Genomic DNA, 26,086 nt, shown 5'->3' on the forward strand with positions numbered 1-26,086 from the left:
GCTCTGCCATTTTCCCAGAGATAGCAACTATCCAAGGAAGGATTTTATTTTCTTGGGAAGAGAACCCTGACCGTAAACTTCTGATTGTAAGAATAACGAAAAAAGAGTCTGGAACGATTACATTCCAAACTCTTTTTTAGTGTTCTTTTTTTAAATACTGCAAGCTTTCTTTAATCCACTGCGGTAATTGCTCTTCAAGTGGCTTAAAGCCAATCTTGTGCCGACTATTGGAAAAGCGATGACGATGAGCAACATGGTGTTTATCTTCTTCAAGGGTTCTGAGAGATAGACTTGCCTTGTGGGTAAATTCATCCACATCAACAACCTGAACCAGTACCTTATCCCCGATTGTCAATAACTGATTGATATTATCAATGAAACCTGTCTTTATTTCTGAAATATGAATGAGACCTGTTGTCCCATTTTCAAGGGCAACAAAGGCTCCGTATGGTTTAATCCCAGTGATGGTGCCATGCAGTTTGTCACCAATTTTCATTAGTCAAATACCTCGATTGTTTCAATGATAACGTCTTCTTTAGGTTTATCCTGTGCGCCAGTTTCAACGCCAGCAATCAAATCCAAAACTTGGAACGAAGTTTCGTCCACAAGCTGACCAAAGACCGTATGACGACGATCAAGGTGAGGAGTTCCACCATTTGCAGCGTAAGAAGCTGCAATTGGAACCGGCCAACCACCACGTTCTAGTTCTTTTTTGGCATAAGGAATCTTACTATTTTGAACAATAAAGAACTGACTGCCGTTAGTATTTGGTCCCGCATTAGCCATCGACAAGGCCCCACGGAGATTATAGAGTTCATCCGAAAATTCATCTTCAAAACTTTCACCATAGATGGATTGTCCACCCATTCCTGTTCCTGTTGGATCGCCCCCTTGAATCATAAATTCAGGAATAATACGGTGGAAGATAATCCCATCATAGTACCCTTCTTTAGCCAAACCTAAGAAATTGGCTACTGTTTTAGGAGCATGATCTGGGAACAAGACCAGGGTCATATCGCCATGGTTTGTTTTAATGGTTGCTTTTGGTCCTTTATGGTTTGGCAAATCCAATTGTGGAAACTGTAATTCTTTGTCAATCAATCCTAATTCCTCCAAGGCATATAAAATGCCATCTTCTTCAACTTTTTTTGTGATAAAATCTGCTTTTTCTTGCAGTAATGGATGTGATACTCCCATTGCAATACTGATACCAGCATAGTCAAATAACTCTAGGTCATTGAGTTCATCTCCAAAAACCAAAATGTTTTCAGGTTTTAATCCTAAATGGTCAACTACTTTTGAAACACCTAGCGCTTTTGACGTACCTTTCAAGACAACATCTGATGAGTTATCGTGCCATCTGACCAAACGAAGGTGCTCTGCTAATTCAGCAGGCAACTGCAAGCCATCTCCCTTGTCCTCGAAAGTCCACATCTGGTAAACATCATGATACTCATTATAATCCGGACAGACCTCTAGTTGAGCGTAGACATTATCAATAGCATTGCTAATCATATCATTTCGGGTGGATAACACTGCTTCATGACGCCCTGCCATTCCATAGTAAATCCCCATCTCATCTGCCCATTTTTTATAGGCTACAACAACATCTGCTGGAATCGGAGCTTGGAAAATAATATTTTTAGCATCATCTTTGACATAAGCACCATTTAATTTGACGCAATAGTCAGCATGTAAATCTTGAACTTCTTGTGGAACACCATAACGAGCGCGACCTGAAGCAATGCCAACCAAGATCCCTTTAGCTTTCAAAGCCTTAAATACTCTTTGAATCGACTCAGGCATATAGCCCGTATCTTTAACCCTCAAGGTGTCATCGATATCAAAGAACACCATCTTGATTTTTTTAGCTTTGTATTTTAATTTTGCGTCCATACATTCCTCCAATTTGCTATCCCATATATTATAGCACTAATTATCATCTTGGGGGACTAAATGGTGTCGGAAAGCGTATACAACAGCTTGAGTTCGGTCATCAACTTCTAACTTGGCTAGAATATTGGACACATGTGTTTTGACGGTTTTCAAGGAGATGAAAAGTTCATCCGCTATAGTTTGATTATCATACCCTTTAGCTAAAAGATGTAAAATATCATACTCGCGCGCGGTTAGCTCTTCATGCAAATCCGGGTGTTGGTCATGCGCTTTAATTTTTTTGTCTACCTCTGTTTCAATGGCCAATTCACCTTTTGAAACTTTCCGAATAGCATTTAGAATTTCGGCTGCACTAGAAGTCTTTAACATGTAACCTTTAGCACCAGCATCAATGACAGGGTAAATTTTCTCATTGTCCAAATAAGAGGTCAAGACCAATACTTTGGCATCTTTCCACTTATCGAGGATTTCCAAAGTCGCCTCAACCCCACCTAATTCTGGCATCACCAAATCCATAACCAGCACATCTGGTTTTAAGGCTAAGGCCAACTCAACTCCCTCACGTCCATTAGAAGCTTCGCCAATAACGTCGATATCTGGTTGTAAATTCAAAAAACTTTTAAGTCCCATACGGACCATTTCATGATCATCCACTAGTATCACTCTTATGTTACTCATCGTCATCTCCCCTCACTATTGGTAATCGAATATCCATAGATACTCCTTTGCCTTTTTGGCTAATTAAATGCATCGTTCCTGCTAAATCATCTACTCGATCCTCAATATTTTTTAAGCCATAACTTAAATCTCTTACCTCATCCATATCAAATCCAATTCCATTGTCAAGCATCTTCAGTTGCAACTCACTTGGTGTCTGATTAAGGTAAACTTCTATACGGCTTGCCTTGGCGTGTTTTAAGGTATTGCTGATAAATTCTTGCGCAATTCGAAAAAGATTATCTTCCATCGCCCTCGGTAATTCGCCGATATTTTCTTTGTAGATGACTTCAATGTTGCTTTTATCGGTTAATTCTTTGAGAATCATATGGAGGCCCTCAGATAGGGTGCGATTGGCTAATTCTGTGGGTCTTAGATGCAAGAGTAAAATCCGTAAATCATTTTGAGCATTTTGCAACATGGCTTCGACAGTCACCAGCTGAGTTTGCAGTTGTTCCTTATCCAGTTGCTCTAAACTCATGGAAACACCGGATAGAATCAGCGAAGAGGCAAACAATTCTTGACTAACCGTATCGTGTAAATCCCTAGCAATCCGCTTACGTTCCTGCTGAACAATTTCTTGGCTATCAATAATATAAGCACTTTCTTTTTTCTGCATGTTAGTTGTCATATGAGACATCTTCTCAGAAAGTCTGCTTAAATTGGTGTTAATTTCAGAAGTTTCCTCTAAATGAATGCGCTGATTATTGAGAATGCGTTTCAAATTTTGATTAATCGTGCGTTTGCTATTATCGTCTAAAATAATCCATAACAAGAGCAACAAGAGGGTCACTGAAACAATTAATAACAAAATAGAAAACCCTAGCCGTTCAACCTGCCACAAGTGACTGCGAAGGTAAGCAAACGTGATACCTAAGTTGTCCATAACCACAAAAACGATGGATAGGATAGTGATGGTAGAATAGAGCCAAACAAGTGCATAGTAACGTTTTTTCATCGTCTATCCACCTCAACGTTTCCTGCAATCGTGGTGACTACAATTTTTACCTTCTTTAGTTGCTGATTCTCTACTTCTCTTAGCTTGATAGATTCATTACGAAGATCATATTGCTGACACTCAAAAAAATCAACACTGCCATATATTGAGCTAACATTCAAGGTAACAGCTACATCAATTGGAACTAAAATTTTGGTATTTCCAAAAATTTTACGAATCACGATAATATTATCCATACCTGTTACAATAACATTAGTTAAGTCAATAATGTCGTTGCCTGAGATGCGAATAATGTTAATATCATCAAAGGAATAATAATCACTTTCATAGTTAGCTGCACCAATCCACTGATGCTTGGTGTTGTCCACATCAATCTTTTCTTCCTTAAAACGAATCAAGGCAAAGCGATTTTTCTTTTTAACCTGAGAAAAATGATTAATAAAAACGTAAATAATCCCCAGTAAAACAGCCAAGATAATATAAGGATTCAGCATAAAAATTAAGAAAAGGAGCAATAAACTCACTGTTAAAAGAAAATTATTGCGGCTATCTTGATTGTAGAAACGTAAAGCCAATAGAATCAATACTAAAATTAGAATAAAACTTGATAAATCGTTGTCCAAAATGGTCATAATTCCCATTGCTAAGAGCAAACATTCAACAAGTAAAAAAAATTGAAATTTTTTCATTAGACCCCTCTCATTTCCTTGTATTTTATCAAAAAAGAACTGAAAATGCACCTTTACACGGTAACTCACAAAAAAGAATAGCCAGCTTAATGCTATTTTAGCATGAAACTAACTATTCTTTGGTTTTATGGGGTTTGACCAGTTGATTCCGATGGGCTTAATTCAGTATTACTACTTGTTCCCGTTCCATCATTTGTTGAGGAACTGCTAGAACTTGCCTCAGAACTGGTTGAACTACTTGAAGAATGCGTTTCTTCTGGGTAAAGGTAAAGGCTTATCTCACCTTTTTCAGAGAGGCTCAATGTGGTACCGTAATAAGGGGTTTGACCACTGACAATAGCTTTTGAACTTGGAGAATTAACCTGAACAAAACCTGTTGCTGAACTTGAGCTTGGAGCATAAGCTTTAATCCTTGAAGCTTCAATACCTAATGCTGTCAAAGTATTTACTGCATCAGCATAGGTATATTCTGTTACCATAGGCATAATGACTGTGTCACTCACGGCAACACTAAGAGTAATTTTAGATTTCCCATTAGGATTAAATTTATCCCCTGCACTCGGAGATTGGCTAATAACAGTATTTTCCGTGTATTCATTGGTCACGATTCGTTCAATCTTAATCTTCGATTTAGGAACACCGTAAGTTTCCATCAAGCTAGCCATGGCTTCTTGATAATCAATCCCTTTGTAGTTTTCCATCTCAAACCCTTTATTACCAATTGACAAGTAAACTGTGATAGCTGAACCCTTGCGCTTGGCTGTTCCCGTTGGTGGATCCGTTCGGACAACATTCCCTTCCGCAACAGTATCACTTTCAATCTGTCTCACCTTACCAACTTTCAAGCCTAAATCTTGCAGTTCCTGCTTTGCAACTTTAAGACTGACACCTGTCACGTTAGGAACTTTTACTGAGGTAGGTTTTGTTAGCACCAAGTAAGTGAAGAGAGCCACACCTACAATAAAAAGAGAAAAGAGGATTTTTAACAAAGTACCCAAGAAACGACCATTTCGCTTCTTTTTTTGTGGTTTCTGGAGCGTATCCATCTGATTAGTGTGTTCTAAACGACTTTCAGTTGTGGACGTAACAGGAGTTGGAGCTACTTTTGGCGTCGTTACTGGTGCCGGTGTTACTTTAGGGAGAGGTTTTGTGCTTTCCACATCATCAAAAATAACTTTCCGTTCACGACTCCGGTTATAACTGAGAGCCGTCATCAGATCACGACTCATTTCAAAGGTTGATCCGTAACGATCGCTTAATTTCTTAGCTGTTGCTCGGATAACCACATTCTCTAAAGCTTGCGGTACATTGTGGTTTTCGTCAATAATAGACGGAAGAGGCTTTTGGAAATGTTGCAAAGCAATGGTAACAGCACTATCGCCATCATAAGGGATATGTCCTGTCAACATTTCAAAGAGCATAATTCCCATCGCATAAATATCACTTTGAATGGTCGCTTTTGAGCCGCGAGCCTGCTCAGGCGATAGGTAATGGACGCTTCCCAACATAGAGTTGGTTTGAGTCAAACTCGTTTCCGCAAAAGCAACGGCAATCCCAAAGTCAGTTACCTTAACCACACCATTTTTAGTTAAAAGAATGTTTTGAGGTTTTAAATCTCTATGAACAATCCCTTTCTGGTGAGCTAATGTCATGGCAGAAAGCACCTCTTCCATGATTCTGACCACTTCATTATTGGATAGAGGAGCATGATCTTGAATATACTTCTTTAAGTCAGCGCCATCTACGTATTCCATTACTAAAAATTGCTGTCCGTCTTCTTCACCTATATCCCGGATGGCAACAATATTAGGATGGTTTAACTCAGCCATGGCACGCGCTTCCCGTTGGAAACGGGCAACCGCTACCTGATCTGTCTGATAATTGGTACGTAAAACCTTGATTGCAACGTCTTCATTATCCAAGATTAGATCATTTGCTAAATAAACATCCGCCATACCACCGCGGCCAATAGATTTTAGAATGCGATAACGACCAGCAAATAACTTGCCAATCTGAATCATTCCATGTCCTCACTTTCGTTGTGAACCAAAGCGATAGTGATATTATCTAGACCCCCTCTTAGGTTAGCCAAGTTAATCATTTCTTGATTTTTCTCATCAAGGCTGAGTTCACGACCTAAGATATCGACAATCTCATCATTGGAAATCATATTGGTCAAACCATCGCTGTTAATCACAAGGTAATCACCTTTTTCTAGAACCTTGATTCCTAGGTCAGGTTCTACTGGAGCAGCTTGACCGATAGATTGAGTGATGATATTTTTTTGTGGGTGGCTAGCGGCTTCTTCTTCTGTGATTTGACCTGCCTTAACCAATTCATTCACCAAAGAATGATCACTGGTCAATAAGGTATAATGCCCATCATGAACAAGACCAATTCGTGAGTCGCCAATATGAGCATAAATAGCGTTAGATTCAACCAAAGCAACTGCTTCAACGGTTGTTCCCATCCCTTTAAAATCTTCGGATTGTCCTAAGTCGTAAATGCGCTGATTTTCTGACTCAATAGTGGTTAACAACCAATCTCTAATCTCACTTAATTCTGTAAAGTCTGTTTTGACCCATTCCCTACCAAGATCTGTAACTGTCATCTCGCTAGCGATATTACCAGCTCTATGACCGCCCATACCGTCTGCTAACACTAATAGGGTGATGCCTTTTTTATTATCAAACTTGTTGATAAAATCTTGATTGTTTGAGCGTTTTTGCCCAATGTCTGTTTTTAATGAAATCTTCATACGTTTTTTCTGACTCAGTCAGTTTCCTCCTAAAATACTACAAGACTCGTCTGACTTGTCCAATAAAGAAGCCATCAGTCTGGTATTGTTCTGGTGTGATAATAAGATAACCATCCTTGACAATATCTGCTTGTGTATGGTTCAGTTTTACTTGTTCAAAATTAGGATGACTTTGTAAAAATGCTTCGATGACTTGACGATTCTCCTCATCAAAAATAGTGCAAGTACTGTATGTTATTATACCACCTTTACGCAAGGTTTGACAAACACTAGACAATATCTCTAGCTGGATAGCTTGCAGAGCATTGAAATCTTGACTTTCTTTATTATATTTGATATCGGGTTTTCGACGAATCAAACCAATTCCTGAGCAAGGAGCATCCACCAAAATCTTATCAAAGCTATCCTTTTCAAAATGACGATGAACCTCTCTGGCATCTAGTTTTCTTGTCTCAATGTTATCAGCAACCCCTAAGCGATTAGCATTTTCCTTCACCAACTCTAGTTTATGATCATAGAGATCTAAGGCAATAACTTTACCTGTTTTTAAGTAAGATGCTATATGAGAGGTCTTGCCCCCTGGAGCGCTACACGCATCAAGAATTATCTCGTCACCGTCAATGCTTAAAGTAGGGGCCACGAGCTGACTGCTTTCATCTTGAATGGTGATATCCCCATTTGCAAAATAATCACTGGCTGCAAAATGACCTGACGCTTTGGTTAAACCAGTTGCTGATAAAAGGGAACGCTCGGCATCTAAATCTTCAGCAATTTTCTCTAACTTCAAAGGGTCTGTCACGCGAATACTAGCCTTACTACGCACAAATAAACTTTCCATGATGGCCACTGATCTGTCAGAACCAAATTGATCTTCTAACTTTTTAACCAACCAAACAGGCAGTGAATACTTGACCGAATAATACTTATTTCGACGCTTAATTGTTCCCATATCTGGGAGAGGATGGCTGGTGAATTGACGTAAAATAGCATTGACAAACTTCTCTGCACCTTTTTTATTGCCACGATTTTTGGCAATACCAACCGCATCGTTAACAATAGCATGCGCTGGTAACTTATCTAAATAAATCAGTTGATAAAGACTGAGCATAAGGAGATAATAAACCCATTTGTCCAATTTATCTCGGTCTTTGACATAATGGGCTAAATACCATTCCAAGCTAATTTTACGTGAAACGGTACCATATACAATCTCAGTTAATAGAGCCCTGTCCTTGGTAGATAAAGCTTTATTGCTTAGCTGCTGATTAAGCGCTATGTTTGTGTAAGCTCCCTGATCAAAAATATGTTCTAAGGTTAGAAGTGCTTTTCCTCGAATACTTATTTTCCAATTATCTGCCAATGAAATCACCCACTTCAAGTTTTCTACCAAGGCCATTTAAGAAATCTGCAATAGCCATTTTAGGTTTCCCCGCAGGTTGCACAACCAGCAATGACAGGGCTCCTTGACCAGCAGCTACCACTAACATATGTTTTGTTTTGGCAATAATTTCTCCTGGTTGTCCTTCCCCTTCAGCTAATTGAGCTTCATAAATTTTAAAACGTTGACCGTATAAAAAGGTATGCGCTACTGGCCAAGGGCTCATCCCCCGGATGTGGTTAAAGACCTCCCGAGCAGGTTTCGTCCAATCAAGTTGTTCTTGCTCTGGTGAGATGTTGGGTGAAAATGTCGCTTGGCTGTGGTCTTGAGGAATAGGTTTTAGTTCGCCAGAAAGGTAACCTGGCAAACTATCCAACAAGAGGTCACGGCCGACAAGAGCTAATTTTTCAAATAGAGTCCCCACATTATCGGTTTCAAGAATTGGCGTACTTGCTTTAGCCACCATATCACCAGCATCCATCTCTTTAACCATTTCCATGATGGTAACTCCAGCTTCTTTTTCCCCATTCATGATGGCATAGTGAATAGGTGCTCCACCACGGTACTTCGGTAACAAGGAAGCATGGACGTTGATAGCGAACGAAACAGCATCCAATAGCTTAGTCGGTAAAAATTGTCCAAAAGCTGCTGTGACAATGCCGTCAGCCCCGAGGCTCATGAGTTCTGCCAATTCTTGCGAACCTGATAATTTATTAGGTTGATAAACAGGCAAATCATAGGCAAGTGCCAATTCTTTGACAGGAGTCATTTTGATTTCTTTTTTTCTGCCAACAGAACGGTCTGGCTGTGTCACAACCGCTAAAATCTCATAGTTAGGATTTTCCAGTAGACCTTTCAATACAGTGGCTGAAAATTGGGGAGTCCCCATAAATAATAATTTTGTCATTAATATCCTCTTTTGTCTTTTTGTCATTATAACACGTTCATCCAATGAGCCAGTCGTAGCTCGCTTACATAAACTGTTGTGGTTCATGGTCAATAATTACTTTTAGATCCCGATTGCCAGCTTCTTGACTCCAGTCAAGAAGGCGATTGAGCGTGTCTTCTAAACGGTCTTCAAAGCGGTACTTCAAGATAATCTGATAGTGGTATAGGTTATGCGTCCGGGCAATGGGTTTCGGAGTTGGCCCTAATATCCTAATATTTTCTGACAACCCTTCTTTAAGAAGCCCCATCACTTGGTAAGCTTTTTTGACCACATCTTCTTCTGTGTGATGGGAAAGTGTAATCCCCACAGTAAAATAATAAGGGGGATAAGCCATCTGACGGCGAATCGCCATTTCATAACGGTAAAAGGCTTCAAAATCTTGTTTCTTAGCTAATTGAATAGCATAGTGATCGGGATTATAAGTTTGAATCAAGACTTCCCCTGGCTTATGGGCACGGCCTGCCCGACCAGCAACCTGTGTTAACAATTGAAACGTTTTTTCTGACGCTCGAAAATCTGGCAAATTTAAGGAGGTATCTGCATTTAGTACCCCAACCAGCGTTACATTTGGAAAATCCAACCCTTTGGCAATCATCTGAGTGCCTAATAAAATATCTGCCTGATGCTTCCCAAAACGATCTAAAATAGCCTCATGACTTCCCTTTTTTCGTGTAGTGTCCACATCCATCCGTAATATCCTAGCTTCTGGAATAACGTCTTGTAGTTCGTCGAAAGCTTTTTGCGTCCCTGTTCCATAATAGCGGATACTATTACTACGGCACTCAGGACAAGCACGTGGGATAGTTTTTTGAAACCCACAGTAATGGCAATTCATGCTCTTGGTATCCATGTGAAGGGTTAAGGAAATGTCACAATTAGGGCACTTATCCACATAGCTACAGTCCCGACACATGATAAAACTAGAGTAACCACGGCGATTTAACATCAAGACAACCTGCTCTTTTTTGGCCAGGCGATCTTTAATCTTATCAATTAAGTAAGGGGTAAAGTTACTAATGGTTTGCTGGCCAAGGTAATCTCGAAAATCAACAATTGTGACTTCTGGAATCTTAGCGAGAGGGTTGGCTCTTTTCGTTAATTGAATAAAATGATAGACACCCTTACTAGCCCTGGCTCGGCTTTCAATACTTGGCGTAGCAGAACCCATAACCACAACTGCTTGATGATGTTTGGCTCTGAGCAAGGCAACCTCTCTGGCATGGTATCGTGGATTACTTTCTTGTTTGTAAGTTGACTCATGCTCCTCATCGATAATAATTGCACCAATACGTTCTAACGGGGAGAAAATAGCAGAGCGGGCACCAACCACAACCTTAGCCTGCCCTGTTTTTATCTTACGCCACTCGTCAAACTTTTCACCATCTGATAAACCTGAATGCATAATAGCCACTTGCTTTCCGAAACGAGAAATAAAACGAGAGGTCATTTGAGGAGTCAACGAAATCTCTGGCACCAAAACAATGGCTGTCTTGTCCTGTTTTAAAACTGCTTCGATGATATGAAGATAAACTTCTGTCTTACCCGAACCTGTAATCCCTTCAATCAAGAAAGGTTTACTCGGTTTACCAATTTGTTCAACAATATCAGTAACAGCTGACGCTTGCTGTGCATTTAAGGTTAAAAAAGAAGACGGTTTGACTTGGTCAAAATAGGGCTCACTGCGATCAATTTGACGCTCATCAATACGAATTAAATTATTTGCCACAAAGTAAGCCACCACGTCTCGAGAAAAGTCTTGATAAAGCGTTGCAAGTTTAGCTTCCTTCGTATGGGTTAGCAGATAGTCTTTTAATAATTGACGCTTTTTGGCACGACTAGAGATGGGATGTACCGCTAAGGCGTCTAAGTCGACGTGATAATATTTTTCTGTCTTTAGGTTTTTCTTGTCTTTGGCTAAATAACTAACAGTAATATGCCCAGCTTGTATAGCCTTAAGAGCTATTTTTTCCTTCTCGCGGCCTAAGGTAGAATATAAGACTGATGGTTTTCCTTCAAAAAGAAAGTCTCTATCAGCCTCTTCTAGACCTGGCTCTGGCCTTAGTTCTTTATCATAATTAGAGTTGAGAAGATTAGGAATCATTGCTTTTAAGAGCGTGATTTTATAAGAAAAAACTGTTTTTCGAAGCTGATCAGCAAGGGTCAATTGTTCTTGGTTTAGAACCGGTTCAGGATCTAAAACGGTCTGAATCAGTTTAAGAGAGGTTGAATCCTCCTGGCCAAAACCAATAACAAAGCCTTGCAACAAACGATTCCCTTTTCCAAAAGGAACATGCACTCGAGAACCAAGCTGCACGAGAGAAACTAACTCTTTTGGAATACCATAAGAAAATGGCTTGTCCGTTTGCATCAAAGGAATATCCACAATCACGTGAGCTACTTTTTCCATTTGCTTCTCCTTTCTGTCCCATTTGCCTAGGGAAATATGAAAAAATCTAAGATTTTATCAACCTTAGATTTTTTCTCCTTCTTCTTCTTTTTCTTTAGCAATTTGCTCTTTAATTTTACGCTCTTCTTCTTCTTTTGCCAAGCGTTCTGCTTCAATCTTTGCACGAACAGCTGCCCGTTTTGCTGAAGGATCTGGATGAATAACAACATTTCCTGACTCAATTTCTTCAAGGGCTTGAAGAGTTGATTTGACTGATTTAAAGCCTTGAGTCGGAGTTGCTCCTGCTTCTAATTCGTGGGCGCGTTTTGCTTGCAAAATCACAAGTGAGTATTTGGATGGAACTTTATCTAATAAAGTGTCAATGGAAGGTTTTAACATCATAACATTTGCTCTTTTCTATCGATCATCGAAAGTCTTTGTCGTTTTAATCATCTTGTCATAACGGCCAATAACGCGTTCAACACGGAAATGCTCCGTCTCAATAATGTGCTTCACACGCTCTGCCGCCAAAGGAACTTCATCGTTTACCACTGCGTAATCATATTCACGCATAAGGGCAATTTCTTCTTTAGCTCTTTCAATACGTTGCGCAATAACTTCTTGGCTATCTGTGCCACGTCCTACTAAACGATCTTCTAGTTCATCTAAATCTGGTGGGGTTAGGAAGATAAACACACCATCTGGCACTTTGGACTTCACTTGAAGAGCCCCTTGGACTTCAATTTCTAAAAAGACATCAACTCCCTTATCAAGAGTCTCATTAACATAAGTTAAAGGGGTGCCATAGTAATTGCCAACATATTCAGCATACTCTAGCATTTGACCATTTTTTATCAATTCTTCAAATTCTTCTCGTGTGCGGAAGAAATAATCAACCCCATCAACTTCACCTGGTCTTTGCGGACGAGTCGTCATTGAAACTGAATATTCAAATTTATGATCTGGCGTTGAAAAAATTTCTTGTCTCACCGTCCCTTTTCCCACACCTGATGGGCCAGAGAAGACGATTAACAAACCGCGTTCAGACATTGTATTCTCCTTATTAGTTGCTTTTTAATAGTTTATCAAAAAGGCTAGTCTTTTTCAAGAACATTTTCAAAGGCAAGTCATAAAGAAAAAGAGGATAATTCCTCTCTTTCTACTTGGCATAATCAACTGCTCGCATTTCACGAATAACAGTCACTTTAATGTTTCCTGGGTAATCTAAGTTGCTTTCAATCTTTTCTCTCACTTTATGTGACAAAATAACAACTTGATCATCTGAGACTTTTTCAGGTTGCACCATGATACGGATTTCACGTCCTGCTTGAAGGGCAAAACTATTTTGAACCCCATCAAAGCTTGTTGCAATCTCTTCTAAGTCACGAAGACGCTTGATGTAATTCTCCATCGACTCATTACGAGCACCTGGACGAGCCGAACTGAGAGCGTCCGCTGCAGCTACTAGCACAGCAATAACCGAATCTGGCTCCACATCTCCGTGGTGGCTAGCAATAGTGTTGACAACAACTGGATGTTCTTTGTATTTACGCGCAAATTCCATTCCAATTTCCACGTGACTACCTTCAACCTCACGGTCAATAGCTTTACCCATATCATGCAAGAAACCTGCACGACGGGCAAGGGCAACATTTTCACCTAACTCACCAGCCAAAATACCAGCTAGTTTACCAACCTCAACAGAGTGACGTAGGACATTTTGACCAAACGAGGTACGGAATTGAAGACGTCCCATGATTTTGATCAAATCAGGATGAAGGTTTGGTGCCCCAATCTCATAGGCTGCAGCTTCACCGTACTCACGAATACGATTATCCATTTCAAGACGATTTTTCTCAACCAATTCTTCGATACGAGCTGGATGAATGCGACCATCTGCAATCAGAGATTCCAAGGTCATACGAGCAATCTCGCGACGAATAGGGTCGAATCCTGACAAGACAACCACCTCTGGCGTATCATCAATAATAACGTCAATACCAGTTAGACTTTCTAAGGTACGAATATTACGACCTTCACGTCCAATAATACGTCCCTTCATGTTATCATCTGGGAGGTGAACACTAGTGATGGTTTGTTCCGTCACATATTCACCAGCAAGACGTTGCATGGCTTGTGACAATAAATCTTTGGCTGTTTTGTCTGTTCTATCTTTGATGTCACGTTCGGCATCTCGAATGCGCGTCGCAATTTCATGGGTCAGTTTGTTTTCCGTCTCCATTAAAATCACTTCACGCGCTTCTGCAATTGTCATCGCAGCAACTTTTTCCAGTTCTGCTTTTTTCTCCTCTTCAAGTTTTTCCACTTGAAGTTGCCGCTCATCAATATGTTTAGATTTATCGGTCAGACTTTGTTCTTTACTATCCAGTACTTTTTCTTTACTTGATAGGTTTTCATCTTTACGGTCAAGAGTTAAGGAGCGCTCCGCTAAGCGTGTCTCGAGTTGTTTAAGCTCTTGTCTTTCAGACTTAAATTCTTGTTCAATCTCTTCACGATATTTTCTTGCCTCTTCTTTTGCTTCTAAAAGTAATTCTTTACGATTTGCTTTACTTTCACGTTTAGCTGTTTTTTTGATGTGTTCAGCATCTACTTCTGCTTTGCCACGAATATCAACAGCTTCTTGTTCAGCGTTTAAAAGAGTCAACTCTGCAGCTTCCTTCGCAGACTTGAGTCTAATCGAAATAAGTGCATAACCTAATATTAAACCAATGAGGGCAGAAACAATTAATAAAATAATATTAACCATGTTTGTACCTCAATATATTCTAGATTTCATTAATAGAAAGCCATCTCTTAGTTTATCATAAATTGAGCGTTTACACAATTGGTATTCTTTCTCACAAACCAAGTACTAGTTGCATTTCTAACTCTGTTATTTTGAAAATGACTGTAACAAATCATCCATAATAAATGATTCGACCTCGGAATAATTTTTTTATGTAGACGGGTTAAAACCACTCTCCAAGAAATTGGCTGTTCCATAGGAATACAATTAATATCGTTTAACTGGTATAATTCTGTAATAGGTGTAGGACATATCGTTAAAATGTGATGGTTTATTTTCGTAGAGTTGAGCATAAAGTCCCAGGAAGAGGACGTCAAAATAATATTAGGTCTGACTTGGTGACGCTCACAGGCCTCCATCACTAAATGGTGGACCATAAAACTCGGATCAAATAGGGCAAGTTGTTCATCTGTTAAATCTTCCCACTGAATAACTTTTTTAGAAGCTAAACGATGGCGTGGAGACAGGCATACAGATAATTCTGATCTCTGGATTTCATAAGTCTCAACCAAATTATCAGCGATGCCTGTTGGGGATAACAAGACTGTGACGTCAACATTTCCCACGAGTAGTTCATTTTTTAGTTGGTAAGCACCAATCTCCTTAAGATTGAATTGAATTCCCGGATTTTCTAAAATCAGTTTTGGCATTACTTCTGAGAAAACAACTGATAAAATAAGAGGAGGAATACCAATATTGATACTTCCCTTTAACCCTTTACTGTGATCATGCAATTTCAAAAACATGTCATCATAGAGACTGAGAACCTTTTGAGCGTCCTTATAATAATTATCACCAAGATAGGTTAACCCAATAATACGTCCCCGTTTGCGTTTAAATAGTTTAACATTTTCTCTTTTTTCAAAATCGTTAATCATCATACTCAGCGTCGGTTGAGAAACATATAGTAATTCTGCTGCTTGACTGAGGTTAAAATGATTTTCAACAATGGCAATAAAATAACGAATTTGTTTAATATCCAAATGGTTATCCCCTTGTCTATTAGTCTTTTTTCCGATAGTATTAATTCCATTATGACATAAGTGATTTTTAATTGCTATTGCCAAATCTATCAAAAAAATTTATATGCTTATAAAAATTCTATATTTTTATTTTGAGCGTTTTCTTGTTATCTTAGAAGTACGGAAAGCGCTTTCTAAAACTGAAAGGATGTTTATTTTATGAAAAACATAGTTATCGTTGAAGCTTTACGAACTCCTATCGGAGCTTTTGGAGGCTCCTTTAAAAGTGTCTCTGCTGTTGAACTTGGAACAACTGTACTGAAAAAAATCCTTGATAAAACGCAAGTAAAGCCTGAAATGGTTGATGAAGTCATCCTAGGAAACGTCCTTCATGCAGGCCTAGGACAAAATGTGGCAAGACAAGTTGCAGTCCACTCAGGAATTCCTGAAAATAAAACAGCTTTCACATTAGATATGGTTTGCGGTTCTGGACTTAAAGCAATCCAATTAGCTACGCAAAGCATCATGCTTGGTGACGCTGATATCGTTATTGCTGGTGGTGTGGAAAACATGTCACAGGCAGCCTATGTGTCAACTCAGCACCGCTTTGGTCAACGTCTTGGTAATAGTCAATTGATTGATACTCTTGTTCATGATGGTTTAACAGATGCTTTTAACAATTACCACATGGGTATTACTGCTGAAAACGTTGCTCAGAAATATGCCATCTCAAGAGAAGAGCAAGATCAATTTGCTTTAGAAAGCCAAGAAAAAGCTGCTAAGGCATTAGAAAATCATCGTTTTGCTGACGAAATTGTCCCTGTCTCTGTGCCTCAACGACGCAAAGATCCTTTAATTGTTACGACGGATGAATACCCAAAAGTTGACACAAGCCTTGAAAAATTACAGCAATTACGTCCTGCTTTCCTCCCTAAAGAAGGAACCGTTACTGCTGGAAATGCCTCAGGAATAAATGATGGTGCAGCCTTATTGATGTTAATGACTGAAGAAAAAGCTCTTGAATTAGGGTTAACACCTTTAGTCACTATTGAAAGCTATGCTAGTGCAGGTGTTGCACCTGAACTGATGGGAACTGGACCAATTCCTGCCACTCAAAAAGCCCTTAAGAAAGCTGGATTAACAATTTCTGACTTGGACTTAGTGGAGTCCAATGAAGCATTTGCAGCACAGTCCTTGGCGGTTTTAAAAGATTTAAAGTTAAACCCAGAAATCGTGAATGTGAATGGGGGAGCCATCGCTTTAGGTCATCCTATTGGTGCCAGTGGCGCTCGCATTCTAGTCACATTAATCCACGAAATGAAAAAACGCCAAGTGGCCAGAGGACTAGCAACACTTTGCATTGGTGGAGGTCAAGGAACTGCTGTTATCGTGAAAAACAATACTTAGTCTCGTGAAAGTTGGTAGAAAAAATGTGTAAATAAATCACAATAAAAGAAGCGGTAGCTCACGTTAAAGACGGTGATACCATTATGGTTGGTGGCTTCATGACAAATGGCACACCAGAAAAATTAATTGATGCACTTGTGGAAAAAGGTGTCAAAGGCCTCACTTTAATCTGTAACGATGCCGGTTTTCCTGACAAAGGCGTTGGTAAGATGGTTGCCAATAAACAGTTTTCAACTATTATTGCTTCCCATATCGGTCTCAACCGTGAAGCGGGCCGACAAATGACTGAGGGCGAGACTGTAATTGATCTTGTACCTCAGGGAACATTAGCTGAGCGCATCCGCAGTGGCGGTTTTGGGCTAGGCGGTTTTTTAACACCTACTGGAATAGGAACCGAAGTTGCCAAAGGAAAAGAAGTTATTACTATTGGTGGCAAAGAATACCTTCTTGAAACGCCTTTAAAAGCTGATGTGGCTCTTGTATTTGCTAACAAAGCAGATAAAAATGGTAATCTGCAATATGCTGGTTCTGAAAACAACTTTAACCATGTCATGGCAGCAAATGCGAAAACCACCATTGTTGAAGCAAGAGAAATTGTTGACGTGGGGCAAATGGATTCTAATTTTGTCCATACTCCTGGCATTTTTGTTAACTACTTAGTGAAAGGAGCCTAACATGGGAACATCAGCTACTGTTCTTTCAAAAGAAGAGATTCAAACACGTATCGCTAAGCGCGTTGCACAAGAATTAGAACACAATACACTGGTCAACTTAGGCATAGGTTTGCCAACAAAAGTAGCCAACTATATTCCTGAAGGCGTAACCATTACCCTGCAGTCCGAAAATGGTTTTGTCGGTCTCACTGGATTAACAGATGATCACTACGATCCTACTATTGTTAATGCTGGTGGGCAACCTGTTAGTATTGCTCCTGGAGGGGCTTTCTTCGATAGCTCAACTTCCTTTGGTATTATTCGAGGCGGCCATGTGGCCGCAACCGTCTTAGGTGCCTTACAAGTTGATAAAGAAGCTAGCATTGCTAATTACCTGATTCCTGGAAAAATGGTTCCTGGGATGGGAGGGGCCATGGACTTATTGGTAGGTGCTAAAAAAGTCATTGTTGCAATGGAGCATACCAATAAAGGCAAAGCAAAAATTTTAGACAAATGCACCCTTCCTCTGACTGCTCAAAATGTTGTTAACCTAATCATTACTGAAATGGGAGTCTTTGAATATCAAGATGAAGGTCTATGCGCCCTTGAAATTAACCCAGATTACACCTTTGAAGACGTGCAAAACGTTACCGAAGTTACCCTAATTGATAAAACAAACTAAAGACTAACCAAGAGAAAGACGAGGACATTATCATGACACATACTAAAGAAGTTGCATTTATCACTGGTGCTGCAAGCGGAATCGGAAAACAAATCGGGGAAACCTTCTTAAAAGAAGGTAAAACGGTTGTCTTCTCAGATATTAATAAAGAAAAGCTAGATGAGGTGGTTGCAGAATACACCAATGAAGGTTACGATGCCTTTAGCGTTGTGTGCGATGTTACTAAAGAAGAAGCTATCAACTCTGCCATTGATACTGTTGTTGAAAAATATGGACGTCTTGATATTCTTGTTAACAATGCAGGCCTTCAACACGTTGCAATGATTGAAGACTTTCCAACTGAAAAATTTGAGTTTATGATTAAAATCATGTTGACAGCACCATTTATTGCTATTAAGCGTGCCTTCCCAACAATGAAAGCTCAAAAACATGGACGTATCATTAATATGGCATCCATTAATGGTGTCATCGGCTTTTCTGGAAAATCAGCTTATTTGTAGTCATGTTTGCTGTGTTACCATTAGCACGTAGTCTTTTCAAAAAAATTGACCTCTCCTGGCACCTCATTCAATCTCCACTTTGGCTTGGAATTGCGACCTTTACGATGACAATCTTACCTGGAACACCCTCTATCCAAAATGTCATCCCCATCCAATACCTCAATACGTCTCTAACAGCCGCTGCTATTCCCAGTGTCTTAGGAGCTATAAGTTGTGTTATCTTTGGTCTCTTTTATATGAAACACTGCCTCAATAAAAGCCTTGCAAAGGGTGAAACTTATGCCACCTATGCTTTAGATACTTCTGAGGTGATTGAAGAAAGAGAACTCCCTCAATTCTTACCAAGCATTGCCCCTCTTGCTTCTCTTATTGTCATTGCTTTAGCGGGGAGCATTTTGGGCAGCGAATTCGTGAAGAAAAACATTATCTACATTGCCCTACTTGTGGCTATTTTACTAGCCGTTGTCTTGTTTAAACGTTTCATTGCAGAACCTCTAAAAACAATTAACTTAGGAGCTGTAGCTTCCATCAGTCCCATTTTTGCTACTGGTTCTGCCGTTGCCTTTGGCTCTGTAGTGGTAACCTCTGTCGGTTTTAATGTTTTTTCAAAACTCATTTTAAACCTTCCAGGTAATCCTTTGATTAGTTTAACGGTTTTAACTTCTTCCATTACGGCTATCACTGGTTCTTCCTCGGGATCGTTAGGAATTGTTTTGCCAAACTTTGCTCAATTTTATTTGGATAAAGGGGTTGAGCCAGAGATGATTCACCGGGTATCTGCGATTGCGTCAAACATCTTTACAGTCGTTCCACAAAGTGGCGTTCTCCTCACTTTCTTAGCCTTAACAGGCTTGACTCATAAAACTGGTTTTAAAGAGACTTTTATATCTGTTGCCGGAAGCACTTCCATTGCCTTAGTCGTGATTATCCTTTCCAATATGGTACTTCACTAAAGAAAGCTTCCACTTTCCTATCAAAAGCAATTCAGAGGACCAGCCTAATAAAATAGTTTATCACTCACTAGGCTGAGACTGACTAGTGAGAAAAAGAATAGCCTACGCTAGTGCTTAACCTGTGGCCAATCTCCTCCACTTAGCTAAGCAAACGGCGTATAAAAACTACCAAAAAGTCCAATGAAGGGCACTGCACCCCATTGGACTTTTTTTCGATGCTTCCATAACGTCTTATTTTTAAGAACTACTGATGACTTACCCAGGCAATACATACTCTTTGAGTTTATTTAATTTATCAAACTTCAACCAGTTTCATCCCTAGTCTTTTTATGTTATGATGAAAAGGTAACCATAAAGGAGATTGAAATGACAAAAGAAGTTATCGTCGAAAGTTTTGAACTAGACCACACTATTGTAAAGGCTCCCTATGTCCGCCTTATTTCTGAAGAATTCGGTCCAAAAGGTGATGTCATTACCAACTTTGACGTCCGCCTAGTGCAACCTAATCACAATTCCATTGAAACTGCCGGTCTACATACTATTGAACACTTACTGGCCAAGCTAATTCGTCAGCGTATTGACGGCATGATTGACTGTTCACCCTTTGGATGCCGAACAGGGTTTCACCTGATTATGTGGGGAAAACATAGTTCAACCGATATTGCCCGCGTGATTAAGGCGAGCTTAGAAGAAATTGCAACTGGAGTTACCTGGGAAGATGTTCCAGGAACAACCATTGAATCCTGTGGGAACTACAAAGATCATAGTCTTTTTGCTGCCAAGGAATGGGCTCAACTGATTTTAAGCCAAGGTATCTCAGATGATCCTTTTGAGCGTCACGTCATCTAACACTCATGTCTTGCATAACAAGATAGCTTAATGAATATCACAAAGACCAGCCACCTTTAAAAAGGTGACTGGTCTTTTTCGTATTATTGGTATTAGTAGATACTAGCTCTATTTCAATAGTCTAAAGCATCTGAGTACCCTTTGGCATTTCCTACAAAATAACCGGTTTTGCAATTAATAGAGAAAAGATATGTCCCATCAGGCTTAAACATATTATAGTAACCATTGCCATTAATAATATTAACAGGTTCTAAAATATACTGATTGCCTGAGATGTACCCTCTTGCCTGTGAGGTAGCAACAATTTTCTCGAGAATCCCTGGATTAAAAGCCCAAGCAGGATTACCACTATCAGCAATAAGTGAATCGTTGTAAGGTACACGAGACAATTGTCTTTGAAGGCTTGCAGGGTTATAGGCCGTGATACCATAACCAGATGATGTAACCGTTGCACTAGACGTCTGAGCTGCCGGTACTTCTGTAGCCTGCTGTGATTGAGCTGCTGCCTGGTCACTTGCCGCTTTCGCTGCTTCAGCCTTAGTTGCTAATTGTTGGCGACCTTCTGTAATACTTGCCTGTAAAACAGCATCCAAGTTGGCATTGCCTGTTGTTAATGTAGCACTTGATAAGTCATCAAAGTTAGCATCTGGCTTGACCTCGGCTGCAACCTTATTCCCGTCTACAATAGTATCTGAAACAAATTTCCCATTGACAGCTGTAATCGCTGTGATTGCTTTTTTCAGCGCATCTACCTTTTCTTTTGCCTTATCATAATAACTAGAACCTTCTAGAGATTTCAGGGCTTTTTCTAACTCTGGTAAGTTTGTAAAAGCACTATTTTTTAGGTTGCTTTTTGTCGCATCCGTATAAAAGGCACTATATTTTTTCTCAAAAGCTTTAACATCAGCCTTCAACTGCTGCGCTTTTTTAGAAGCCGCTGTTTTTGAGGTCTGAGTTGTTGGACTACTTGCAGCTTTGTTTGTCTTAGTATTATCTTGTTTAAGATAATTCCAGCCAAATACAGTAGCAAGGATGGCTAAGAGCAATAAAAGTAAGGCGATTAACCACCCTCTTTTTTGCCTTGGGTTGCTAGCATCAGTATCAGTAAAGAATTGTTCTCTTACAGGTTGTTCTTGTGTTACCTGAGGTTCTGGAATTGTCTTTTCCACTGGATCCGTTACAGGAACCATTGCTTCGACCGGAATACCTGTTGTGACTGCAGCAGCCTCCACAGAAGCCAATTCATCAGGGACACCCTCACTTGAAGGCTCTGATAATTCGGTAGCATCTGGCTCATTCTCTACAAAATCGTCATCAACAAGACCAGCTTTACTCAACTCTTCTCGTTGCTTTTTGATAAAGTTATCTAAACTAGCTGTATCAAGTTCTGTGTACTTAGCATCAAACTTTTGAGAAGAAACTTCGTCACGGTGTTGCTTAATGTACTTATCTAAAATGCTATCATCCTCAGTAACACCTGCTTTTATCTCTGACTCTTTGCGTACCGCTTCACCAACTGTCATTGACTTGGCTTCATTGAGTCCCAATGTTTGCGATTCTTTTGTTACTTCGACTTCTTTGCTTTCTTCTGACACGCTTATTACCTCTCTATATCAGATGTCGCTTTACCCGTTCCCCGTAAAATTGATATAAATCAACTCTTAGGGTACCGTTATAAAGTTTACGCTTCTTGTCAGCCGTCTGGCCGTATTTTTTTTCAAACTGTTCATCACTAGTTAGGATAAATTTACTCCATGTTTTCAAAGGAGCAAATGTTTGTCCCATTTCATTATACAAGATGTCAACTGCTTTGTCATCAAGCAACCTTTCCCCATAAGGAGGATTTGAGATAATCACTCCGTTAACCTTGTCTGTGCGGAAATCTTGAAGACGCATTTGCTTAAAGGTAATCACATCGGACAAGCCTGCTTCCTCAGCGTTACTTTTAGCAATCTCAATCATACGACCATCAATATCAAAGCCAGAAATATCCAATTCAGCATCATAGCGAGCCTCTTGTTCAGCCTCATCACGAACTTTTTGGATGATTTCCTTGTCGACCCAACTCCACTCTTCAAAAGCAAAGGAACGGTTAAACCCTGGCGCAATGTTCATTCCTATCAAAGCAGCCTCGATGCAAAACGTTCCAGATCCACAGGTGGGATCAACCAGGGGTTTATCTGGAAACCAGTTAGATAATGCCAAAATAGCGGCTGCCATATTTTCCTTGATCGGTGCTCCACCTTTTTGAACGCGATAACCTCGTTTAAATAAGCTAGATCCTGTAGTATCAATCATAACAGTAGCTTGGTCTTTTAAAATAGACACCTCGATATTAACAGTTGATCCAACTTCCTGCAGTGGGACTCCTTCTGGCCTATGGAAGTACTTTTGTAATTTTTTAACAACGGACTTTTTGGTAATCGCTTGAACACTTGGCTCATTGTGCAGCTTTGACTTGACACACTTGGCTTTTGAGATTGGAAAGTTAGCTCCTAGAGGGATATAATTTTCCCAATCCAAGGCAAAGACACCTTGAAACAGTTCCTCAAAGGTTCTAGCAGGAAACTGGCCGACGATAATTTTAACGCGGTCTGCTGCCCGTAACCAAAGGTTCGTTTTAGCAATAGCTTCTAAATCACCTTCAAAATAAACTTTTCCGTTTTCGACCTGACAGTCAAAACCTAATGCCCTTACTTCTTTGCCAACAACGGCTTCCAATCCTGCAGCTGCAGTTGCCACTAATTTAAACGTTTCTTTCATAGTTCTCTTTCTTTTAAATCAAATAAAAGCTAGCAAGTGCTAGCTTAACCTATTATGCAATTTTCTATAAGCCATGTTTTGTTCCAGAAATGACTAGGTCTCATCTCTTTCGATAATCATCTGTCTACTGTCTAATAACAGTCAGGATAGCTTGTTCGTTTCCAACTATCCCATGCCCCTACCAAAGTTTGGGTTGCTAGCTTGAGGGGTTTACCGCGTTCCATTTTTTACGTTTCCATAAAAACTTCGTCACTGTGGCACTTTCAGAAGTACTTTGGCATATCCAAGGACTTAGCCATTTTCTTCGCCGTAATGTATAAGCACATCCCTAGGCTTATTTGTTCGCCTAGCACAATCACTACTGGCATCACAGCCAGTGCTAGCATGGACTTTCCTCATAGTATTGAAATACTACGCGATTATCCAAAAATTGCACAGTTTTAATTACTCAATAATTTGTTTACCAAAAACTTCTTTTTCCAACCGACTAATGCGTTTTAGAATGTCAAAATTGGTAGCTGACTGTGTCACACGTGTTGGTTGTGGCATGGTCTGCTGAGAAGTAGCCGACACTGTGTTCCGAGCTTGAAATTTAGCTTTTTTCAAAGCTTCGTTCTCAGCTTTTAAAGCTTCAATCTGGGCACTAAAATTCTCATAATCTTTGATAACGTTATCAAGAAATTCATCGACTTCCTTCTTATCAAACCCTCTCATACTAGTCTTAAACTCTTGCTCAAAAATGTCCTTTGGACTATAAATAATACCTGTCATTCTATGCTCTCCATACGGTCAATCTTTTTACTAAACTACGATTTAGTATCATTATTAATGATACAGAAAAATGGTTTAAAAAGCAAGTATTTAAATACCAATCCCACGCCGTACGCATGAAAACTTTCTCTTCATCCTTTTGTGCCCGGACATCAATTTTGAAAAGATTCCTTTTTAAATCAATGATCTGCTTAGCCTCTTTCTCCAAATAATTGGACTAAATAATCTTCCAAATGGACAGAAATATACCGTTGTTTGCGACGATAACTGAGGTCTTTTTTAGGAAATACCATCACTTTGAGAAAATATAAGCACATTTTTCGGATAAGATTTAGGTTAAATGCGGCTCTTTTATCCAATGTCTGATGATGATCTTCATGATAAACAACGTCCAATAACCAGTGCATACTCTCTATCTGCCAATGACCTCGTACACAATTGGCAAATGTGAGGACATCCGGCTTAAAGCTAAAGATAAAATAACGATTCTCTTGACTCAGCTGACCATCCTTATCAATCGTGTTACGAGTCATCCCAATACCACGTAACTTATGCCATTTGGGATGATTTTGACACAACCATTTGATCTCGGAAGACACCCAGTATTCTCTAACTTCAATCTGTCCCCTAGATTTTTCAACAGTCTGATAATACTGTCCATTTTCTTGGAGTTCTTCCAATAAGTTGACATCACTAAAATAAAGAGCAATATCATCATAAAGTGTTTCTTGATTTCCTTTGACGGCTAAGCAATAGTCTGCTTTACCTTTAATAATCGTATCAACGATAGCCGTCTGCGTGCCCATTGCATCTATCGTTACAATGCTTTTACGGATATCAATCGTCCGCAATAACTGAGGAATGGCAACAATTTCATTACTTTTCTCCTCAACCGCTACCTGTCCCAAACTAAGATGATGACCCCCATCATAAGCCGTTACAATATGAACAGGCTTCTGATTGTTACCTCGATTGCCTCGAATCGTTTTACCGTCCACTGAAATCAGTTGATGAACGGCATCTAAGCTTGTCAATGATTGCTCAAATTGAACTTTAAGCTCTTTTAAACGGTCTGAATTAACAAGACTAATCACACGCTCTAAGGTATCATGAGACGGACAACCTTCACTCAAATCAACGTAGGTCGCAAACAATGGTTCATTCATTTCAATAAAATCTTCCATCTCCTTCCAGGTTTCAATGCCAGCTAACTGACAAACGAAGACAAGAAATAGAATGGTTGATAAGGGGTAGCGAATTTTCCAAGATTGACGACTATCCAATTCAACTGCGCAATCATCAATAGAAATAATAAAATCAATCATCGTAGTCACCTCATCTATAGTGTACTACTTTGATTGATTTTGTCATTATGAATCTAGTTTTCTGAAAACAAAAGTTTCTTCATGCGTTTGGCGTGTACCAATCCTTATTAAAAATGCATTACTATTCTTCTACAATCTCATTTAAGCGTTCAAAGGTCAGAAAGGATAAGTCATAATCTGGAAGCTGTTTCATTTTTGCAACCAAGTATTTAAGATTGGTTTCATGTTCTGTATCATAAAAAACATAGGCTCCTTCTGTATTTGCTAATAAAAATTGATAATAGGAGCTAAATTGTTGTGGATTTTCATAAGTTGGAAAGCTATATTTGACAAAATCTACCGCTTTAAATTGGCTTAGTAGTTCCTGATTTTGTTCACTCCAGTTGTGTCCATGGGTTTCAAAAGGAAATATAGTTGCCACTTGTAAAAGGTACTCTGTTTTCAGGTCGTTCACAACCTCCAATGCCCACTGTTCAAATCCTAAATTTCCTGTAAAAATGAACCAGTCCACTCCTTCTTCCAAGTAATTGATTAGGTCTTTGCGAATAGCTGTTTTTATCATCGAAATCCGCTGGTCTTTGGAACTAAAAATTCCCAGCTCAAAGCTTCGATAACCCGTTATCAGAATTGCAGTCATTCAGTGTTATCCTTTCAAAAAATATGTTATAATGAGAATGCTTAAAT

Annotated in this window: 22 protein-coding genes, 1 other RNA gene and 3 pseudogenes; 6 read left to right on the forward strand and 20 right to left on the reverse strand. The window is 39.5% G+C overall.

The window, feature by feature from the left end:
• Positions 1–136 precede the first annotated feature (136 nt).
• The 14 genes and pseudogenes from FQT67_RS07970 to FQT67_RS08035 all read right to left on the reverse strand — a co-directional run bounded on the left by FQT67_RS07970 (position 137) and on the right by FQT67_RS08035 (position 15,520).
• Complete coding sequence (locus tag FQT67_RS07970; protein WP_003056775.1) at positions 137–496, reverse strand: S1 RNA-binding domain-containing protein; 360 nt, start codon at positions 494–496, stop codon at positions 137–139.
• Positions 496–1,896, reverse strand: coding sequence for a bifunctional Cof-type HAD-IIB family hydrolase/peptidylprolyl isomerase (locus tag FQT67_RS07975; RefSeq protein ID WP_046177466.1), 1,401 nt, complete (start codon positions 1,894–1,896; stop codon positions 496–498). The genes FQT67_RS07970 and FQT67_RS07975 overlap by 1 nt, the downstream gene beginning before the upstream one ends.
• Before the next feature lie 36 nt (positions 1,897–1,932).
• Positions 1,933–2,574 carry a response regulator transcription factor gene (locus FQT67_RS07980; protein WP_014612503.1) on the reverse strand — a complete coding sequence of 214 codons (642 nt, stop codon included), beginning with the start codon at positions 2,572–2,574 and terminating at the stop codon, positions 1,933–1,935.
• The gene (locus FQT67_RS07985; protein WP_003061197.1) at positions 2,567–3,571 is read right to left on the reverse strand and encodes a sensor histidine kinase; all 1,005 of its coding nucleotides are present in this window, start codon (positions 3,569–3,571) and stop codon (positions 2,567–2,569) included. Before FQT67_RS07985 ends, FQT67_RS07980 begins: the two co-directional genes overlap by 8 nt.
• On the reverse strand, positions 3,568–4,260 hold the full coding sequence (gene liaF / locus FQT67_RS07990; RefSeq protein WP_046177467.1) for a cell wall-active antibiotics response protein LiaF: 693 nt from the start codon (positions 4,258–4,260) through the stop codon (positions 3,568–3,570). Before liaF ends, FQT67_RS07985 begins: the two co-directional genes overlap by 4 nt.
• Positions 4,261–4,385: 125 nt before the next feature.
• On the reverse strand, positions 4,386–6,281 hold the full coding sequence (gene pknB, locus FQT67_RS07995) for a Stk1 family PASTA domain-containing Ser/Thr kinase (protein ID WP_003052158.1): 1,896 nt from the start codon (positions 6,279–6,281) through the stop codon (positions 4,386–4,388).
• Entirely contained in the window at positions 6,278–7,018 is a 741-nt protein-coding gene (locus FQT67_RS08000) for a Stp1/IreP family PP2C-type Ser/Thr phosphatase (protein WP_014612505.1), read from the reverse strand. Before FQT67_RS08000 ends, pknB begins: the two co-directional genes overlap by 4 nt.
• Positions 7,019–7,055: 37 nt before the next feature.
• Positions 7,056–8,378, reverse strand: coding sequence for a 16S rRNA (cytosine(967)-C(5))-methyltransferase RsmB (gene rsmB / locus FQT67_RS08005; protein WP_041781656.1), 1,323 nt, complete (start codon positions 8,376–8,378; stop codon positions 7,056–7,058).
• A complete protein-coding gene (fmt, locus tag FQT67_RS08010; RefSeq protein ID WP_014612506.1) occupies positions 8,368–9,303 on the reverse strand; it encodes a methionyl-tRNA formyltransferase in 936 nt (311 codons plus the stop codon). The genes rsmB and fmt overlap by 11 nt, the downstream gene beginning before the upstream one ends.
• Positions 9,304–9,367: 64 nt before the next feature.
• Complete coding sequence (locus tag FQT67_RS08015; protein ID WP_143936413.1) at positions 9,368–11,752, reverse strand: primosomal protein N'; 2,385 nt, start codon at positions 11,750–11,752, stop codon at positions 9,368–9,370.
• A gap of 63 nt (positions 11,753–11,815) precedes the next feature.
• Positions 11,816–12,133 (reverse strand): DNA-directed RNA polymerase subunit omega, encoded by a 318-nt coding sequence (rpoZ, locus tag FQT67_RS08020; protein WP_003056768.1) that lies wholly within the window; start codon positions 12,131–12,133, stop codon positions 11,816–11,818.
• A gap of 15 nt (positions 12,134–12,148) precedes the next feature.
• Positions 12,149–12,781: a guanylate kinase gene (gene gmk / locus FQT67_RS08025; RefSeq protein ID WP_046177468.1), complete on the reverse strand. Its 633-nt coding sequence runs from the start codon at positions 12,779–12,781 to the stop codon at positions 12,149–12,151.
• A 109-nt stretch (positions 12,782–12,890) separates the two neighbouring features.
• The gene (locus FQT67_RS08030) at positions 12,891–14,498 is read right to left on the reverse strand and encodes a ribonuclease Y (protein WP_003059710.1); all 1,608 of its coding nucleotides are present in this window, start codon (positions 14,496–14,498) and stop codon (positions 12,891–12,893) included.
• Between the two features lie 126 nt (positions 14,499–14,624).
• Positions 14,625–15,520, reverse strand: a pseudogene (locus tag FQT67_RS08035) (LysR family transcriptional regulator).
• Positions 15,521–15,718: 198 nt separating this feature from the next.
• Between FQT67_RS08035 and FQT67_RS08040 the strand changes: the two are divergent.
• The 6 genes and pseudogenes from FQT67_RS08040 to FQT67_RS08065 all read left to right on the forward strand — a co-directional run bounded on the left by FQT67_RS08040 (position 15,719) and on the right by FQT67_RS08065 (position 20,543).
• Positions 15,719–16,906 carry an acetyl-CoA C-acetyltransferase gene (locus tag FQT67_RS08040; RefSeq protein ID WP_046177469.1) on the forward strand — a complete coding sequence of 396 codons (1,188 nt, stop codon included), beginning with the start codon at positions 15,719–15,721 and terminating at the stop codon, positions 16,904–16,906.
• 35 nt (positions 16,907–16,941) lie between these two features.
• Positions 16,942–17,580, forward strand: a complete 639-nt coding sequence (locus FQT67_RS08045; RefSeq protein ID WP_258862794.1) for a CoA transferase subunit A — start codon at positions 16,942–16,944, stop codon at positions 17,578–17,580.
• A gap of 1 nt (position 17,581) precedes the next feature.
• Positions 17,582–18,241: a 3-oxoacid CoA-transferase subunit B gene (locus tag FQT67_RS08050; RefSeq protein WP_014635622.1), complete on the forward strand. Its 660-nt coding sequence runs from the start codon at positions 17,582–17,584 to the stop codon at positions 18,239–18,241.
• Between the two features lie 32 nt (positions 18,242–18,273).
• Positions 18,274–18,735 (forward strand): annotated as a pseudogene (locus FQT67_RS08055) (SDR family NAD(P)-dependent oxidoreductase); the annotation flags it as partial.
• A pseudogene (locus tag FQT67_RS08060) lies at positions 18,726–19,694 on the forward strand (GntP family permease); the annotation flags it as partial. The pseudogenes FQT67_RS08055 and FQT67_RS08060, both read left to right, overlap by 10 nt.
• 366 nt (positions 19,695–20,060) lie before the next feature.
• Entirely contained in the window at positions 20,061–20,543 is a 483-nt protein-coding gene (locus tag FQT67_RS08065; RefSeq protein ID WP_003061594.1) for an S-ribosylhomocysteine lyase, read from the forward strand.
• A 113-nt stretch (positions 20,544–20,656) separates the two neighbouring features.
• Here FQT67_RS08065 and FQT67_RS08070 read toward each other — a convergent pair whose 3' ends face one another.
• The 6 genes from FQT67_RS08070 to FQT67_RS08095 form a co-directional block, all read right to left on the reverse strand.
• Entirely contained in the window at positions 20,657–22,138 is a 1,482-nt protein-coding gene (locus FQT67_RS08070; protein ID WP_014612513.1) for a cell division site-positioning protein MapZ family protein, read from the reverse strand.
• Positions 22,139–22,151: 13 nt separating this feature from the next.
• Positions 22,152–23,306 (reverse strand): class I SAM-dependent RNA methyltransferase, encoded by a 1,155-nt coding sequence (locus tag FQT67_RS08075; protein ID WP_046177471.1) that lies wholly within the window; start codon positions 23,304–23,306, stop codon positions 22,152–22,154.
• Positions 23,307–23,368: 62 nt separating this feature from the next.
• Positions 23,369–23,737, reverse strand: an RNA gene (gene rnpB, locus FQT67_RS08080) — RNase P RNA component class B.
• A gap of 13 nt (positions 23,738–23,750) precedes the next feature.
• Complete coding sequence (gene gpsB, locus FQT67_RS08085) at positions 23,751–24,077, reverse strand: cell division regulator GpsB (protein ID WP_003060950.1); 327 nt, start codon at positions 24,075–24,077, stop codon at positions 23,751–23,753.
• A 191-nt stretch (positions 24,078–24,268) separates the two neighbouring features.
• Positions 24,269–25,402 (reverse strand): ISAs1-like element IS1548 family transposase, encoded by a 1,134-nt coding sequence (locus FQT67_RS08090; RefSeq protein WP_115256893.1) that lies wholly within the window; start codon positions 25,400–25,402, stop codon positions 24,269–24,271.
• A 121-nt stretch (positions 25,403–25,523) separates the two neighbouring features.
• Positions 25,524–26,039, reverse strand: coding sequence for a DUF1273 domain-containing protein (locus FQT67_RS08095; RefSeq protein WP_003056762.1), 516 nt, complete (start codon positions 26,037–26,039; stop codon positions 25,524–25,526).
• Positions 26,040–26,086: the final 47 nt, after the last annotated feature.

Origin of the sequence: Streptococcus sp. NCTC 11567, assembly GCF_902141215.1 — a bacterium.
GTDB classification, from domain to species: domain Bacteria; phylum Bacillota; class Bacilli; order Lactobacillales; family Streptococcaceae; genus Streptococcus; species Streptococcus dysgalactiae.